The sequence below is a fragment of the Citrobacter sp. MGH104 genome (assembly GCF_001034485.1).
GTDB lineage: Bacteria > Pseudomonadota > Gammaproteobacteria > Enterobacterales > Enterobacteriaceae > Citrobacter > Citrobacter freundii.
Map to the genome: position 1 here is coordinate 2,966,801 of NZ_KQ089818.1, position 13,589 is coordinate 2,980,389.

Here is a 13,589-nt window from a genome sequence, read left to right on the forward strand (position 1 = left end):
AAAAAAAAGGGTAGCAGCGCTACCCTCGAAGATTGTTATTCGGCGTTTTGCGGTTTTCAGGCCTGATGGGGAACGACCATCAGGCTTATAGTCTGTCCGTGCCGAGTAACAATCGAGAGGGAGGGGAAGCCTCCCATTTATTTTAGTTAGTTAAGCGCTTTATCATTCGGTTCTTTGAACAGGGCTTTCATCTCGTCTGACAGTTCGAAATTCATGTTCAGGTTCTTCGGTGGAATTGGATTTTTAAACCACTTATCAAACCATTTCTCAGCTTCGCCTGAGGTCTGCGCCTTGGCGATAGTGTCGTCCATCAGCTTTTTGAACTCAGGGTCATCTTTACGCAGCATGCAGCCGTAGGCTTCCTGAGATTGCGGCTTGCCAACGATCTCCCAGTTGTCTGGTTTCTTCGCTTTCGCGCGTTCGCCAGCCAGCAGGGCGTCATCCATCATAAAGGCAACGGCGCGACCGCTTTCCAGAGTACGGAAAGAGTCACCATGGTCTTTCGCGCTGATGATGCGCATATCCATTTTTTGCTCTTCGTTCAGCTTGTGCAGAAGCACTTCTGAGGTGGTACCTGAAGTCACGACCACGGCTTTGCCTTTCAGGTCAGCGAAATCTTTGACGTCGCCGCCTTTTTTCGCCAGCAGACGGGTACCGACAACGAAAATGGTGTCAGAGAAGGCTGCTTGTTTCTGGCGCTCGACGTTGTTGGTGGTGGATCCACATTCAAAGTCGAAGGTGCCGTTTTGCAGCAGCGGGATACGGTTTTGTGAAGTAATCGGGATCAGTTTTACCTGCAGATCGGGCTTGTTCAGCTTTTTCTTCACCGCTTCAACGATCGCGTTGGAGTAATCCTGTGAATAACCGACCACTTTTTGCTGATTATCGTAGTAAGAAAACGGTACCGATGATTCACGGTGACCGACAACGATCACGCCATTTTTGGCGATCTTATCCAGCGTGCTGCCTGCCGCGGGTGCTGCGTCTTCTGCGTGCGCCAGACCGGCGGACATTCCCATGACCAGCATGGCAGTGGCGAGCTTACGTAATTGCATATCCAACTCCTTTATCGTCTGCGCCAGGGACGCATTGATACCCATTGTGATGTTGTTATTGTTTGCTACTAAAACGTGCAGTCTTGTATGTGTTTGTTAACATTTAGTTTGGATGAATGTAAAGAATTTGCTGTGTTATTGTTTATTTTTGCGAAGTGCGCCGCACCATTTGGGGGCAAAAATATCTTGTTGCACTTTTCAGGTGCTACCGGCGCTCAACTTTGGTGCGACCAGGTTGCACATTCAGCCAAAACAGCGTTTGCCTTGTAGAACAAAGCAATAGACGTGCCAGAATGGTCTTTTGGAGGGGAGTTGGCCTGATAAGCGTAGCGCCATCAGGCAAGATGCTGCACAACGGCCGGATGGCGGCGTACCGCCTTATCCGGCCTGAATTTGATGGGGCACTGTTTTATTTGCGACGTTGGCGCAGGCTCATTACCACTGCGCCAAAGCCAAACAGTGCAGTCAGCAGCCAGAGCGGCCAGTTACCGGTACGGGCATAAGGGGTCAGGCCCGTGGTTGGCGTCACGCTGGTGGTCAGCACCTGACGGGTAAACTGCGGGATCATCGCCTGAATCTCACCCTGAGGACCAATCACCGCCGTAATACCATTGTTGGTGCTACGCAGCAAGGGGCGCGCCAGCTCAAGGGAACGCATCCGCGCCATCTGGAAGTGCTGCCACGGGCCAATAGACTTACCAAACCAGGCATCGTTGGAGATAGTCAGCAGGTAGTCCGTATCCGGACGGAAGTTATCCCGAACCTGTTCGCCAAGAATGATTTCGTAGCAAATGGCAGCGGTCAGCTTAAAGCCGTGTGCATGCAACTGTGGCTGTACGTACGGGCCACGGCTGAACGAAGACATTGGCAGGTCAAAGAACGGCGCTAACGGGCGCAGGATCGATTCCAGTGGGACAAACTCGCCAAAAGGTACCAAATGGTTTTTATTGTAACGGTTGCTGGAATCGTAGCTGTACGGACTGTCTTTACCCAACGTGATGATGGTGTTGTAGGTGTCGTAACGATTCTGTTTGTTCAGACGCGCGTCCACGATACCGGTAATTAGTGTGCTGTTTTTCGATTTCAGCAGGTCATCCATCATGCTCAGAAAGCGCTGCTGGTTAATTTCCAGATCCGGAATAGCAGATTCTGGCCAGATGATGAGCTGTGATTTGCCCATCTCGGGCTGGGTGGCGTCGAGATAAATTTTCAGAGTGTTGAGTAACTGACCTTCATCCCATTTGAGCGACTGCGGAATGTCGCCCTGTACCATCGAGACCTGGGTGGTTTTTTCCGGCTCAAGCGTGTACCACTGGATATAGCGCAGTGGAAAAGGCAGAGCAAAGAGCACGAGTGCGGCAACCAGCGGCTTCCAGTTACGTGTCACCAGCGCCAGCGCCAACAGGCCGCTAACCATCATCAGCAGGAAGTTAATCGCCTCAACGCCCATTACCGGCGCCAGCCCCTTTAACGGACCGTCGATCTGGCTATAACCGAACTGCAGCCACGGGAAGCCGGTCAGTACCCAACCGCGCAGGAATTCCGTGATTTGCCAGACTACCGGCGCGGCAATTGCCACCCGCAGCCAGGTGGTTTTCGGCCACAAGCGCGCCAACACGCCGGCAAACAGACCGGTGTAGAGGGAAAGGTATGCGGCAAGCAGAACCACGAGGAAAATGTTAACCGGGCCGGGCATACCGCCAAACTGCGCGATACTGACGTAAACCCAGTTGATGCCTGAGCCAAACAGTCCCAGCCCCCAGAAGTAGCCGATAGCGGCAGACTGGAGCGGACGGCGGTTGAAGGTGAGAGCCTGCAGGCCCATCAGCGAAACAATCGCAGCGGGCCAGATGTCATACGGTGAGAAAGCCAGTGTCCCGCAGGCACCGAATAATAACGCCAGTAGCAGGCGAATGCGCTGGCGTTCAATTAATGGGGCAAATGCCATGTAGTCTTAGATCCAGTTTCGGGTTTATTCGTCCAGTTTTGGCTGGGGTGAGTCGTCCGGAATTCTGACATGAACCTGAATAATACGGCGGCTGTCGGCCATTGCCACTTTAAACTGGTAACCATCAATGTCGATAGTTTCCCCACGCGCGGGCAGATGACCAAAGGCCTGCATGACCAGCCCGCCAATGGTATCGACTTCTTCGTCGCTAAAGTGGGTCCCGAAAGCTTCGTTGAAGTCTTCAATCGATGCCAGCGCGCGAATAGTCCAGGTGTGGCGACTGAGCTGACGGAAATCAATATCGTCTTCTTCGTCGTACTCATCTTCAATTTCACCGACAATCAGTTCAAGGATGTCCTCAATGGTCACCAGACCTGAGACACCGCCAAACTCGTCGATGACGATAGCCATATGATAACGCTGGGAGCGGAACTCTTTCAGCATGCGGTCAACCCGCTTGCTTTCAGGTACGACAACCGCCTGGCGTAACACTTTCTCCATGCTGAAGGCTTCGGCATCGCTGCGCATAAACGGCAGCAAATCTTTGGCCATCAGAATCCCTTCAATGTGATCCTTGTCTTCGCTAATCACCGGGAAACGCGAGTGAGCAGACTCGATAATGACATCGAGACATTCATCCAGGGTCTGGTTGCGTTTCAGGGTAATCATCTGAGAGCGAGGGATCATGATGTCGCGCACGCGTTGGTCCGCAATATCCATTACCCCTTCGAGCATATCGCGCGTATCTTCATCGATAAGGTCGTTTTGCCCGGAATCACGGATCAGCTCCAACAGTTCGTCGCGGTTTTTCGGTTCACCGTGGAAAAGTTGGCTCAGTAACAGGGAAAAAAATCCCTTTTTGCTGTTTAAGGTGTCACTACTGTGTGAATTGTCGTCGCTCATGGCGTCGTATGGGTTCTCATGTTAGTTAATACAAAGCGCGTCATGCGTATACTCAGCTGTTGACGGCATGTTTTGCCTGATGCGCAACGCTTATCAGGCCTACGAAAGGCATGAATGTAGGCCGGATAAGGCGCAAGCGGCGCCATCCGGCAAGCTACTATTCTGCAATCTTCTCGGCAATGTACGGATCCTCATAGCCCAGAGCAAGCATAATCTCTGTTTCGAGGGATTCCATTTCTTCCGCTTCATCGTCTTCAATATGGTCGTAGCCGAGTAAATGCAAGCTTCCGTGCACCACCATGTGCGCCCAGTGGGCCTCAAGCGGCTTACCTTGTTCCTGCGCTTCTTTCTCGACGACCTGACGGCAGATGATCAAATCACCCAGCAGCGGCATCTCAATGCCCGGCGGGGCTTCAAACGGGAAAGAGAGCACGTTGGTGGATTTATCTTTCCCGCGATAGGTCAGGTTGAGCTCATGGCTTTCCGCGTCATCGACCAGACGAATGGTTACTTCAGACTCTTCCTGAAACTGCGGGATCACCGCATCCAGCCACCCCTGAAACTGACTTTCTGTGGGTAAACCGGATTCGTCTTCACATGCCAGCTGTAAATCGAGAATAACCTGACTCATTTTTGTTCCTGCTCCTGAGCTTCGCGCTTGCGTTCTGCAGCCTGCTCGGCTTTACGTTTCTGTTCTGCTTCTTCCCAGGCTTCATACGCCGTGACGATACGAGCCACCACCGGATGGCGAACCACGTCTTCGCTATGGAAGAAATTAAAACTAATCTCGTCGACCTCAGCCAGCACTTCAATGGCATGACGCAGACCGGACTTGGTGCTACGCGGCAGGTCAATCTGGGTGATATCGCCGGTGATAACCGCTTTGGAGTTAAAGCCGATACGGGTCAGGAACATTTTCATCTGTTCGATGGTGGTGTTCTGGCTCTCATCAAGAATGATGAACGCATCGTTGAGTGTACGTCCGCGCATATAGGCCAGCGGTGCAACTTCAATGACGTTACGTTCAATCAGCTTTTCAACCTTCTCAAAACCGAGCATTTCGAACAGCGCGTCATACAGCGGTCGTAAATAGGGATCGACTTTCTGGCTGAGATCCCCCGGCAGGAATCCCAGTTTTTCGCCCGCTTCCACTGCCGGACGGGTCAGCAGAATACGACGGATCTCCTGACGCTCAAGCGCATCAACCGCAGCGGCAACAGCGAGATACGTTTTACCCGTACCCGCAGGGCCAACGCCGAAGGTGATGTCGTGATCGAGGATATTCGCAATGTACTGTGCCTGGTTCGGCGTACGCGGCTTAATTACCCCGCGCTTGGTTTTGATGTTCACCGCTTTGCCAAATTCAGGCACGCTGTCTGCGCTTTGCTCAAGCACACGCGCTTCTTTGATCGCCAGATGAATTTGTTCAGGCTCGATGTCCTGCGTCTGACCGCGCATTGGGGCGGTATCGACGTACAGACTACGTAAAATATCTGCCGCAGCGGTGACGCAAATTGGGCGGCCGGTCAGTTTAAAGTGGTTATCACGGCGGTTAATTTCGATGCCGAGGCGACGTTCCAGCTGTTTGATGTTGTCATCAAATGGGCCGCAAAGGCTCAACAGGCGGGCGTTGTCTGCGGGTTCAAGGGTGATTTCGCGAGTGTCTATGTTCAAACTGTTCCTCTTATGCATGTCTCGCCGGACGCTGAACATTTACCGGCATCTAAGGAAATTATTCACGCCATGGGGGAAAGGCGCAAGCATTGCAATAAATATGGGGATGCCAGGGCTGATTACAAGGCCCGCCGGGACAGCGAGCCCAGAAGTGTAGGCCCGATAAGTGTAGCGGTATCGGGCCTTTTTTACGTCTTTCAGCAGGATTAAGGCTGATAAATACCAACACCCAGATCGTTTTCTTTGCGGGTACGCGCAATGACCGATTCAGGGGATTCTGCGATGCGCAGGCCCATTTCGTCTTCGGTACGCACCACTTTTCCGCGCAGGGAGTTCGTCCAGACATCGGTAATTTCAACATCCACAAACTTACCGACCATATCCGGGGTACCTTCAAAGTTCACCACGCGGTTATTTTCGGTACGCCCTGACAGTTCCATAATGCTCTTACGCGATGTGCCTTCAACCAGGATGCGCTGGGTCGTACCAACCATACGACGGCTCCAGGCCATAGCTTGCTGGTTAATACGCTCCTGTAGAATGTACAGACGCTGTTTCTTCTCTTCTTCTGGTACGTCATCAACCATATCGGCGGCAGGGGTGCCAGGACGCGCAGAGAAGATAAAGCTGTAGCTCATGTCAAAATTGACGTCAGCGATCAGCTTCATGGTCTGCTCGAAATCCTGCGTGGTTTCACCTGGGAAGCCAACGATGAAGTCGGAGCTAATCTGGATATCCGGACGCGCAGCGCGCAGTTTGCGGATGATCGCTTTGTATTCCAGCGCCGTGTGGGTACGTCCCATCAGGTTCAGTACGCGGTCTGAGCCGCTCTGTACCGGCAGGTGCAGGAAGCTCACCAGCTCTGGCGTATCGCGATAAACTTCAACGATATCATCGGTGAATTCGATCGGATGGCTGGTGGTGAAGCGGATACGATCAATGCCGTCGATCGCTGCTACCAGACGCAGCAGGTCGGCAAAGGAGCCGATCGTGCCGTCGTAGTTTTCACCACGCCAGGCGTTCACGTTTTGCCCCAGCAGGTTCACTTCACGCACGCCTTGGGCTGCCAGTTGGGCGATTTCAAACAGAATATCATCCGCCGGACGGCTGACTTCCTCACCGCGGGTGTAGGGAACCACGCAGTAAGTACAATATTTATTGCAACCTTCCATGATGGACACAAACGCGCTTGGACCTTCAGCACGCGGTTCCGGCAGGCGGTCGAACTTTTCGATCTCCGGGAAACTGATATCAACCACCGGGCTACGGGTCGTGCTTCCACGCACTTTGTTGATCATTTCCGGCAGGCGATGCAGCGTTTGCGGCCCAAAAATAATATCGACGTAATGCGCACGCTGGCGAATATGATCGCCTTCCTGAGACGCAACACAGCCACCGACCCCAATGATGAGCTTGGGATTTTTCTCTTTTAACAGTTTCCAGCGGCCCAGTTGATGGAACACTTTTTCCTGAGCCTTCTCACGGATTGAGCAGGTATTCAGCAGCAGCACATCCGCTTCTTCCGCCACGTCAGTCAGTTGATACCCATGAGTGGCATCCAGCAGATCGGCCATCTTCGATGAATCGTATTCGTTCATCTGACAGCCCCAGGTTTTAATATGGAGTTTTTTGGTCATCGACTTGCTCTTGCGAAATTGTGGCTGAAATGCAGGGCGCATAGTGTACTGCTTTGGCGCGGTTGTGACCAGTATGACGGATGTCAGCCTCAAGGGGTAAAAAATCCTGTAAACTTACACAATACATGTAACTGGAAAATTGACCATGACAAATCAACCAACGGAAATTGCCATTGTCGGCGGGGGGATGGTCGGCGGCGCGCTGGCGCTGGGACTGGCGCAGCATGGATTTTCGGTAACGGTGATTGAACATGCCGCTCCTGCGCCGTTTGTTGCTGGCGGACAGCCTGATGTCAGAATCTCGGCCATTAGCTCCGCCTCCGTGTCGTTGCTGAAAGGGCTGGGCGTCTGGGATACGGTTCAGGGAATGCGTAGCCATCCTTACCGTCGTCTGGAAACGTGGGAATGGGAAAATGCCCATGTGATGTTTGATGCCGCCGAGCTTAAGCTGCCTCTGTTGGGCTATATGGTGGAGAACACGGTCCTGCAACAGGCGCTCTGGCAGGCGCTGGAAGTTCACCCTAAAGTTACGCTGCGCGTGCCGGCGTCGCTTCTCTCTTTGCATCAACATCACGATCGGCATGAACTTGAACTGGCAGACGGTGAAAAAATCAGCGCGAAGCTGGTTATCGGCGCGGATGGTGCAAATTCTCAGGTGCGGAAAATGGCCGGGATTGGCATTCATGCCTGGCAGTATGCGCAGTCCTGTATGTTGATTACCGTGCAATGCGAGCATTCGCCGGGAGACAGCACCTGGCAGCAATTTACCCCTGACGGTCCGCGCGCGTTTTTACCGTTGTTCGATAACTGGGCCTCGCTGGTGTGGTACGACTCACCAGCTCGCATCCGCCAATTGCAAGCGCTAAATATGCCGCAACTGCAGGCGGAGATCGCTAAACATTTCCCTTCAAGACTCGGTAACGTTACGCCTGTGGCGGCGGGGGCATTCCCACTTACGCGTCGTCATGCGCTGCAATATGTGCAACCGGGGCTGGCGCTGGTAGGTGATGCCGCGCATACCATTCACCCACTGGCGGGGCAGGGCGTTAATCTGGGTTTTCGTGATGTCGATGCGTTGATTGATGTGCTGGTGAATGCGCGCAGCTACGGTGAATCCTGGGCCAGTCAGCCGGTGCTCAAGCGTTATCAGAATCGCCGTATGACTGACAATTTCATCATGCAAAGCGGTATGGATCTGTTCTATGCCGGATTCAGCAATAACCTGCAGCCGCTGCGTATCATGCGTAATCTCGGGCTCATGGCCGCAGAGCGCGCTGGCGTACTGAAACGTCAGGCACTGAAGTATGCGTTAGGGTTGTAGCTCGAGTGGTGCCTGATGGCGCTACGCTTATCAGGCCTACAAGTCATGTAGGCTTGGTAAGTCTTGCCATCACCCGACGTTAGAAAAGCAAAAAGCTCGCCGAAGCGAGCTTTTTTAATATGGCTGGGGTACGAGGATTCGAACCTCGGAATGCTGGTATCAGAAACCAGAGCCTTACCGCTTGGCGATACCCCAACGGGTGCACCCACAAAGTGGACGACTTTTTGAAATTGGCTGGGGTACGAGGATTCGAACCTCGGAATGCTGGTATCAGAAACCAGAGCCTTACCGCTTGGCGATACCCCAACAATTTTTTGGATTTACCGAACGAGTCGATACGTCCTTAATATGGTGGCTACGACGGGATTCGAACCTGTGACCCCATCATTATGAGTGATGTGCTCTAACCAGCTGAGCTACGTAGCCAGATACTATCATATTCTTCGATGGCTGGGGTACCTGGATTCGAACCAGGGAATGCCGGTATCAAAAACCGGTGCCTTACCGCTTGGCGATACCCCATCCGTGCAACGCTTACGGGTGAATGGTGCGGGAGGCGAGACTTGAACTCGCACACCTTGCGGCGCCAGAACCTAAATCTGGTGCGTCTACCAATTTCGCCACTCCCGCAAAAAAAGATGGTGGCTACGACGGGATTCGAACCTGTGACCCCATCATTATGAGTGATGTGCTCTAACCAGCTGAGCTACGTAGCCATCTTTTTTTTCGCGTAACCTTATCGGCGTTGCGGGGCGCATTATGCGTATTGAGCCTTGAAGCGTCAACCCCTTTTTCATTGAAAATAGCTGGAATGTGACTGTTTGGTTAGGTTGCGAACAGCATGACGCAATATTCGGCAATTATTAGTTATTAATTGTTTTTTTGCACAGAAAACAGACATAAAAAAAGAGCCCCGCAGGGCCCTTTTCTCAGGATTAACTTATTTATAAGCGGACTGGTGTACGCCAACCGCACGACCAGACGGATCGTTCATGGTTTTAAACGCTTCATCCCATTCGATCGCTTTAGCGGAAGAACAGGCTACAGACGGTCCGCCAGGCACACATTCCGCAGCGCTCGCAACCGGGAACAACTCTTCGAAAATCTCACGGTACAAATACGCTTCTTTAGATGATGGCGTGTTGTATGGGAAACGGAAGCTGGCGGTTTCCAGTTGTTGGTCAGAAACTTGTTCAGCAGCGACTTCTTTCAGTGTATCAATCCAGCTGTAACCGACACCGTCAGAGAACTGCTCTTTCTGACGCCATGCGACGCTTGCTGGCAGGTAGGACTCAAAACATTCGCGCAGAACGTGTTTTTCCATTTTGCCGTTGCCGCACATTTTGTCCTGCGGGTTGATGCGCATCGCCACATCAAGGAATTTCTTATCCAGAAACGGCACGCGTGCCTCCACGCCCCAGGCTGACATCGCTTTGTTGGCACGGGCGCAGTCGAACATATGCAGTGCCTGCAGCTTGCGCACGGTTTCTTCGTGCAGTTCTTTTGCATCTGGCGCTTTGTGGAAATAGAGATAACCGCCAAATACTTCGTCCGAACCTTCGCCCGACAGCACCATTTTAATGCCCATCGCTTTAATTTTACGCGACATTAAGTACATTGGCGTCGAGGCGCGAATCGTCGTGACATCGTAAGTTTCGATGTGATAAATCACGTCGCGGATAGCATCCAGACCTTCCTGCACGGTGAAGTGGATCTCGTGGTGCACGGTACCCAAATGGTTTGCCACCTCTTGCGCAGCTTTCAGATCCGGAGCGCCTTCCAGGCCGACGGCGAAGGAGTGCAGCTGTGGCCACCAGGCTTCGCTACGTTCCTGATCTTCAACACGGCGTGCCGCGTATTTTTTAGTGATCGCGGAAATGACGGATGAATCCAGACCGCCGGACAGCAGTACTCCATAAGGAACATCTGACATCAGGTGGCTTTTCACCGCATCTTCCAGCGCCTGGCGCAGCTCGTTTTTATCGGTAACGTTGTCTTTGACTGCATCGTATTCAAACCAGTCGCGCTGGTAGTACTGACGAATTTCGCCGTCTTTACTCCATAAATAACTACCGGCCGGGAATTCTTTGATTGTGCGGCAGACAGGAACCAGCGCTTTCATTTCAGACGCAACATAGAAGTTACCGTGTTCGTCGTAACCCATATACAGCGGGATGATCCCAATATGATCGCGACCGATCAGATAAGCGTCCTGCTCGCTGTCATACAGGGCAAAGGCAAACATGCCTTGCAGATCATCCAGAAACTCTGGGCCTTTTTCCTGATACAGCGCGAGGATAACTTCGCAGTCGGAACCGGTCTGGAACTGATAGCGATCGCCGTACTCAGCGCGCAGCGCCTGGTGGTTATAAATTTCACCGTTAACCGCCAGGATATGCGTTTTCTTCACGTTGTACAGCGGCTGAGCACCGGCGTTGACGTCGACGATGGACAGACGTTCGTGTGCCAGAATGGCGTTATCACTGGCGTAAATACCCGACCAGTCCGGGCCGCGATGGCGCATCAGACGAGACAATTCCAGGGCTTTTTTACGCAGTTCAACTGCGTCAGTTTTAATATCGAATACGCCAAAAATAGAACACATAACCTTCTCCGTTAACCTGTTGCGTGATGCTTTTTATGTTTGCTTGATAAAGAAAATGCCGCAAAGCGGAAGAGGGCGCAAGCGAATTGCGGGTCAGAAAATAAAAACTGCAATGGTCATTGTGGATTGGTGAAAAAAGATTACAGAATAGACGTGTTTATTGATGAATCGACAGTTTTATGGCGGTTTTATTGAATGGAGAGACTTCGTGGGGCGGATAAGACGATGACGCCGCCATCCGGCAATAACGCAGCAAAATTGCCGAATAAGATGAACTCATGTCTTATCCGGCCTGCGAATCAAATCACATCAATTTCAGCAACAGACGGGTAAATCCAGCTTGGTCTGAACGGCATGTTGTCAATATCATCGAGCTTGGATACGCCAGACAGTACCAGGATAGTTTCCAGACCCGCCTGAAAACCTGCCAAAATATCGGTGCGCAGGTTGTCGCCAACAATGACGGTTTCTTCTGAGTGCGCCTGCATTTTGTTGAGCGCCGCGCGAATAATCCACGGGCTGGGTTTGCCGACATAAAATGGTTTACGACCTGAGATCTTCTCAATACCGGCACAGAGTGCTCCACAGGCGGGATAAAAGCCGCGACCGTGGGTATCCGGGTTAGTGGCGATAAAACGAGCGCCGTTGGCGACAAAATACGCCGCTTTATGCATCATGTCCCAGTTATAGGAACGCGTCTCGCCAACAATCACAAAATCGGGGTTCACGTCGGTAATGGTAAATCCAGCTTTATACAGTTCGTGAATTAACGCGCCTTCACCAACCACATAGGCCTTTTTTCCTTCCTGGCGACGAAGAAAATCAGCGGTAGCCATCGCGGAAGTATAAAAGACGCTATCAGGGACATTCACACCTGCGGTGGCGAAGCGGTTTGCCAGATCTTGCCCGGTCTGCGAAGGGTAGTTAGTCAGCAGGACTAACGGCAGACCTTTTTCCAGGATCCCAGTCAGAAATTCTGCCGCACCCGGTACAGCAACATTGTCGTGCATCAGCACGCCGTCGATATCACAAATTACATTCTTAATGGCCATGGACAATCCGACATTAAAAAAAGAAGGCATTACTATACACAAAATACACTACATCATTCGAGTCGCATCAAGGCGGCAAGTCTGCGAACCTCCGGAGCTTACTGAAGTAAGTGACCGGGGTGAGCAGATGCAGCTAACGCAGAGGCAGCTTGAAGGATGACGTGTATTAGCTTTCCAGCAAACGTTGCAGCAAAGTCCCGTTAAGCATTGCGCGTTTCACCAGCGCAAAGGCGCCAATGGCGGAGCGGTGATCCAGCGTGGACCGAACCACCGGTAAATTATGGCGAAACGCCTTCAACGCCTGCGTGTTGATACAGCTTTCTATTGCAGGCAGCAGCACTTTATCAGCCTCGGTAATTTCGCCCGCAATGACGATTTTCTGCGGATTAAACAGGTTGATGGCGATAGCGATGGTTTTACCCAGATGGCGACCAACGTGCTCAATGACTTCTGCTGCCAGATTATCGCCTTTATTCGCTGCCTTACAGATGGCTTTGATACTGCAATCATCCAGCGTGAGCCGGCTTGGATAGCCTTGCTTTAGCAAGTTTTGTACGCGGTGTTCGATAGAGGCGTTGGCCGCAATGGTTTCCAGACAGCCGAAATTACCGCAGTGACAGCGCTCACCCAGCGGCTCAACCTGAATATGACCAATTTCACCGACGTTGCCATTGCGACCGATGAAAATGCGGCCATTGGAAATAATTCCCGCGCCGGTTCCGCGGTGCACTCGCACCAAAATGGAGTCTTCGCAATCCTGGCTTGCCCCGAAATAGTGCTCAGCCAGCGCCAGGCTGCGAATATCGTGGCCAACAAAGCAGGTAACTTTGAAGCGTTTTTCGAGCGCTTCGACCAGCCCCCAGTTTTCGACCTGAATGTGTGGCATATAGCGGATGACGCCGCTTTCAGGATCGACAAGGCCTGGCAGAATGACAGAAATTGCGATCAACTCGCGGATTTTCCGCTGGCAGCTCTCAATAAAGATGGCAATGGTGTTGAGCAGCGCATATTCCAGCGTTTCCTGGGTGCGCTCCGGGAGAGGGTAATGCTCTTCGGCGACCACTTTACTGCTCATATCATAGAGAGTGAGCGTCGTATCGTGGCGACCCAGGCGTACGCCAATGGCGTGGAAATTGCGGGTTTCTGTGACGATAGAGATAGCGCGGCGGCCCCCGGTGGAGGCCTGCTGATCGACTTCTTTGATCAGCCCGCGTTCGATCAACTGACGCGTAATTTTGGTTACGCTGGCGGGGGCAAGCTGGCTTTGCTCGGCAATTTGAATTCGCGAGATTGGCCCATGCTGGTCAATCAGGCGATAAACCGCCGCGCTGTTAAGCTGTTTTACGAGATCAACATTACCTATTTGAGCTTGTCCGCCTGGTGTCATTCTTTCT

General features: G+C 52.3%; 10 protein-coding genes and 6 tRNA genes. 1 reads left to right on the forward strand and 15 read right to left on the reverse strand.

Annotated features, from left to right (window positions below; genetic code table 11):
* Nucleotides 1-146: 146 nt before the first annotated feature.
* The 6 genes from gltI to miaB form a co-directional block, all read right to left on the reverse strand.
* Nucleotides 147-1,055, reverse strand: a complete 909-nt coding sequence (gltI, locus tag SK34_RS13835; RefSeq protein ID WP_003022762.1) for a glutamate/aspartate ABC transporter substrate-binding protein GltI — start codon at nucleotides 1,053-1,055, stop codon at nucleotides 147-149.
* A gap of 409 nt (nucleotides 1,056-1,464) precedes the next feature.
* Nucleotides 1,465-3,003 (reverse strand): apolipoprotein N-acyltransferase, encoded by a 1,539-nt coding sequence (lnt, locus tag SK34_RS13840; RefSeq protein WP_003847385.1) that lies wholly within the window; start codon nucleotides 3,001-3,003, stop codon nucleotides 1,465-1,467.
* A 24-nt stretch (nucleotides 3,004-3,027) separates the two neighbouring features.
* On the reverse strand, nucleotides 3,028-3,906 hold the full coding sequence (gene corC, locus SK34_RS13845; protein ID WP_003847383.1) for a CNNM family magnesium/cobalt transport protein CorC: 879 nt from the start codon (nucleotides 3,904-3,906) through the stop codon (nucleotides 3,028-3,030).
* 157 nt (nucleotides 3,907-4,063) lie between these two features.
* On the reverse strand, nucleotides 4,064-4,537 hold the full coding sequence (gene ybeY, locus SK34_RS13850; RefSeq protein ID WP_003022773.1) for an rRNA maturation RNase YbeY: 474 nt from the start codon (nucleotides 4,535-4,537) through the stop codon (nucleotides 4,064-4,066).
* Complete coding sequence (locus tag SK34_RS13855) at nucleotides 4,534-5,580, reverse strand: PhoH family protein (RefSeq protein WP_003022776.1); 1,047 nt, start codon at nucleotides 5,578-5,580, stop codon at nucleotides 4,534-4,536. The genes ybeY and SK34_RS13855 overlap by 4 nt, the downstream gene beginning before the upstream one ends.
* A gap of 206 nt (nucleotides 5,581-5,786) precedes the next feature.
* The gene (gene miaB, locus SK34_RS13860) at nucleotides 5,787-7,217 is read right to left on the reverse strand and encodes a tRNA (N6-isopentenyl adenosine(37)-C2)-methylthiotransferase MiaB (protein WP_003022779.1); all 1,431 of its coding nucleotides are present in this window, start codon (nucleotides 7,215-7,217) and stop codon (nucleotides 5,787-5,789) included.
* A gap of 145 nt (nucleotides 7,218-7,362) precedes the next feature.
* On the opposite strand from miaB, the gene ubiF reads away from it, so the two are divergent.
* Complete coding sequence (gene ubiF / locus SK34_RS13865) at nucleotides 7,363-8,538, forward strand: 3-demethoxyubiquinol 3-hydroxylase (RefSeq protein ID WP_003022782.1); 1,176 nt, start codon at nucleotides 7,363-7,365, stop codon at nucleotides 8,536-8,538.
* Between the two features lie 120 nt (nucleotides 8,539-8,658).
* Here the strand turns inward: ubiF and SK34_RS13870 are convergent.
* The 9 genes from SK34_RS13870 to nagC form a co-directional block, all read right to left on the reverse strand.
* Nucleotides 8,659-8,733 (reverse strand) — tRNA-Gln (locus tag SK34_RS13870).
* Nucleotides 8,734-8,769: 36 nt separating this feature from the next.
* Nucleotides 8,770-8,844 (reverse strand) — tRNA-Gln (locus SK34_RS13875).
* Nucleotides 8,845-8,887: 43 nt separating this feature from the next.
* Nucleotides 8,888-8,964, reverse strand: a tRNA-Met gene (locus SK34_RS13880).
* Nucleotides 8,965-8,985: 21 nt separating this feature from the next.
* Nucleotides 8,986-9,060: transfer RNA gene (locus tag SK34_RS13885), tRNA-Gln, on the reverse strand.
* Nucleotides 9,061-9,083: 23 nt separating this feature from the next.
* Nucleotides 9,084-9,168, reverse strand: a tRNA-Leu gene (locus tag SK34_RS13890).
* A 9-nt stretch (nucleotides 9,169-9,177) separates the two neighbouring features.
* Nucleotides 9,178-9,254, reverse strand: a tRNA-Met gene (locus SK34_RS13895).
* 224 nt (nucleotides 9,255-9,478) lie between these two features.
* Nucleotides 9,479-11,143: an asparagine synthase B gene (asnB, locus tag SK34_RS13900; protein WP_003835552.1), complete on the reverse strand. Its 1,665-nt coding sequence runs from the start codon at nucleotides 11,141-11,143 to the stop codon at nucleotides 9,479-9,481.
* Nucleotides 11,144-11,442: 299 nt separating this feature from the next.
* Complete coding sequence (gene nagD, locus SK34_RS13905) at nucleotides 11,443-12,195, reverse strand: ribonucleotide monophosphatase NagD (RefSeq protein WP_003022792.1); 753 nt, start codon at nucleotides 12,193-12,195, stop codon at nucleotides 11,443-11,445.
* A 166-nt stretch (nucleotides 12,196-12,361) separates the two neighbouring features.
* A complete protein-coding gene (gene nagC / locus SK34_RS13910; RefSeq protein WP_003022796.1) occupies nucleotides 12,362-13,582 on the reverse strand; it encodes a DNA-binding transcriptional regulator NagC in 1,221 nt (406 codons plus the stop codon).
* Between the last annotated feature and the right edge of the window lie 7 nt (nucleotides 13,583-13,589).

Bases quoted from the DNA above. Each gene is read 5' to 3' on its own strand.
- corC (WP_003847383.1), bottom strand. From the start codon at position 3,906: ATGAGCGACGACAATTCACACAGTAGTGACACCTTAAACAGCAAAAAG.
- asnB (WP_003835552.1), bottom strand. From the start codon at position 11,143: ATGTGTTCTATTTTTGGCGTATTCGATATTAAAACTGACGCAGTTGAA.
- nagD (WP_003022792.1), bottom strand. From the start codon at position 12,195: ATGGCCATTAAGAATGTAATTTGTGATATCGACGGCGTGCTGATGCAC.
- gltI (WP_003022762.1), bottom strand. From the start codon at position 1,055: ATGCAATTACGTAAGCTCGCCACTGCCATGCTGGTCATGGGAATGTCC.
- lnt (WP_003847385.1), bottom strand. From the start codon at position 3,003: ATGGCATTTGCCCCATTAATTGAACGCCAGCGCATTCGCCTGCTACTG.
- ubiF (WP_003022782.1), top strand. From the start codon at position 7,363: ATGACAAATCAACCAACGGAAATTGCCATTGTCGGCGGGGGGATGGTC.
- miaB (WP_003022779.1), bottom strand. From the start codon at position 7,217: ATGACCAAAAAACTCCATATTAAAACCTGGGGCTGTCAGATGAACGAA.
- nagC (WP_003022796.1), bottom strand. From the start codon at position 13,582: ATGACACCAGGCGGACAAGCTCAAATAGGTAATGTTGATCTCGTAAAA.
- ybeY (WP_003022773.1), bottom strand. From the start codon at position 4,537: ATGAGTCAGGTTATTCTCGATTTACAGCTGGCATGTGAAGACGAATCC.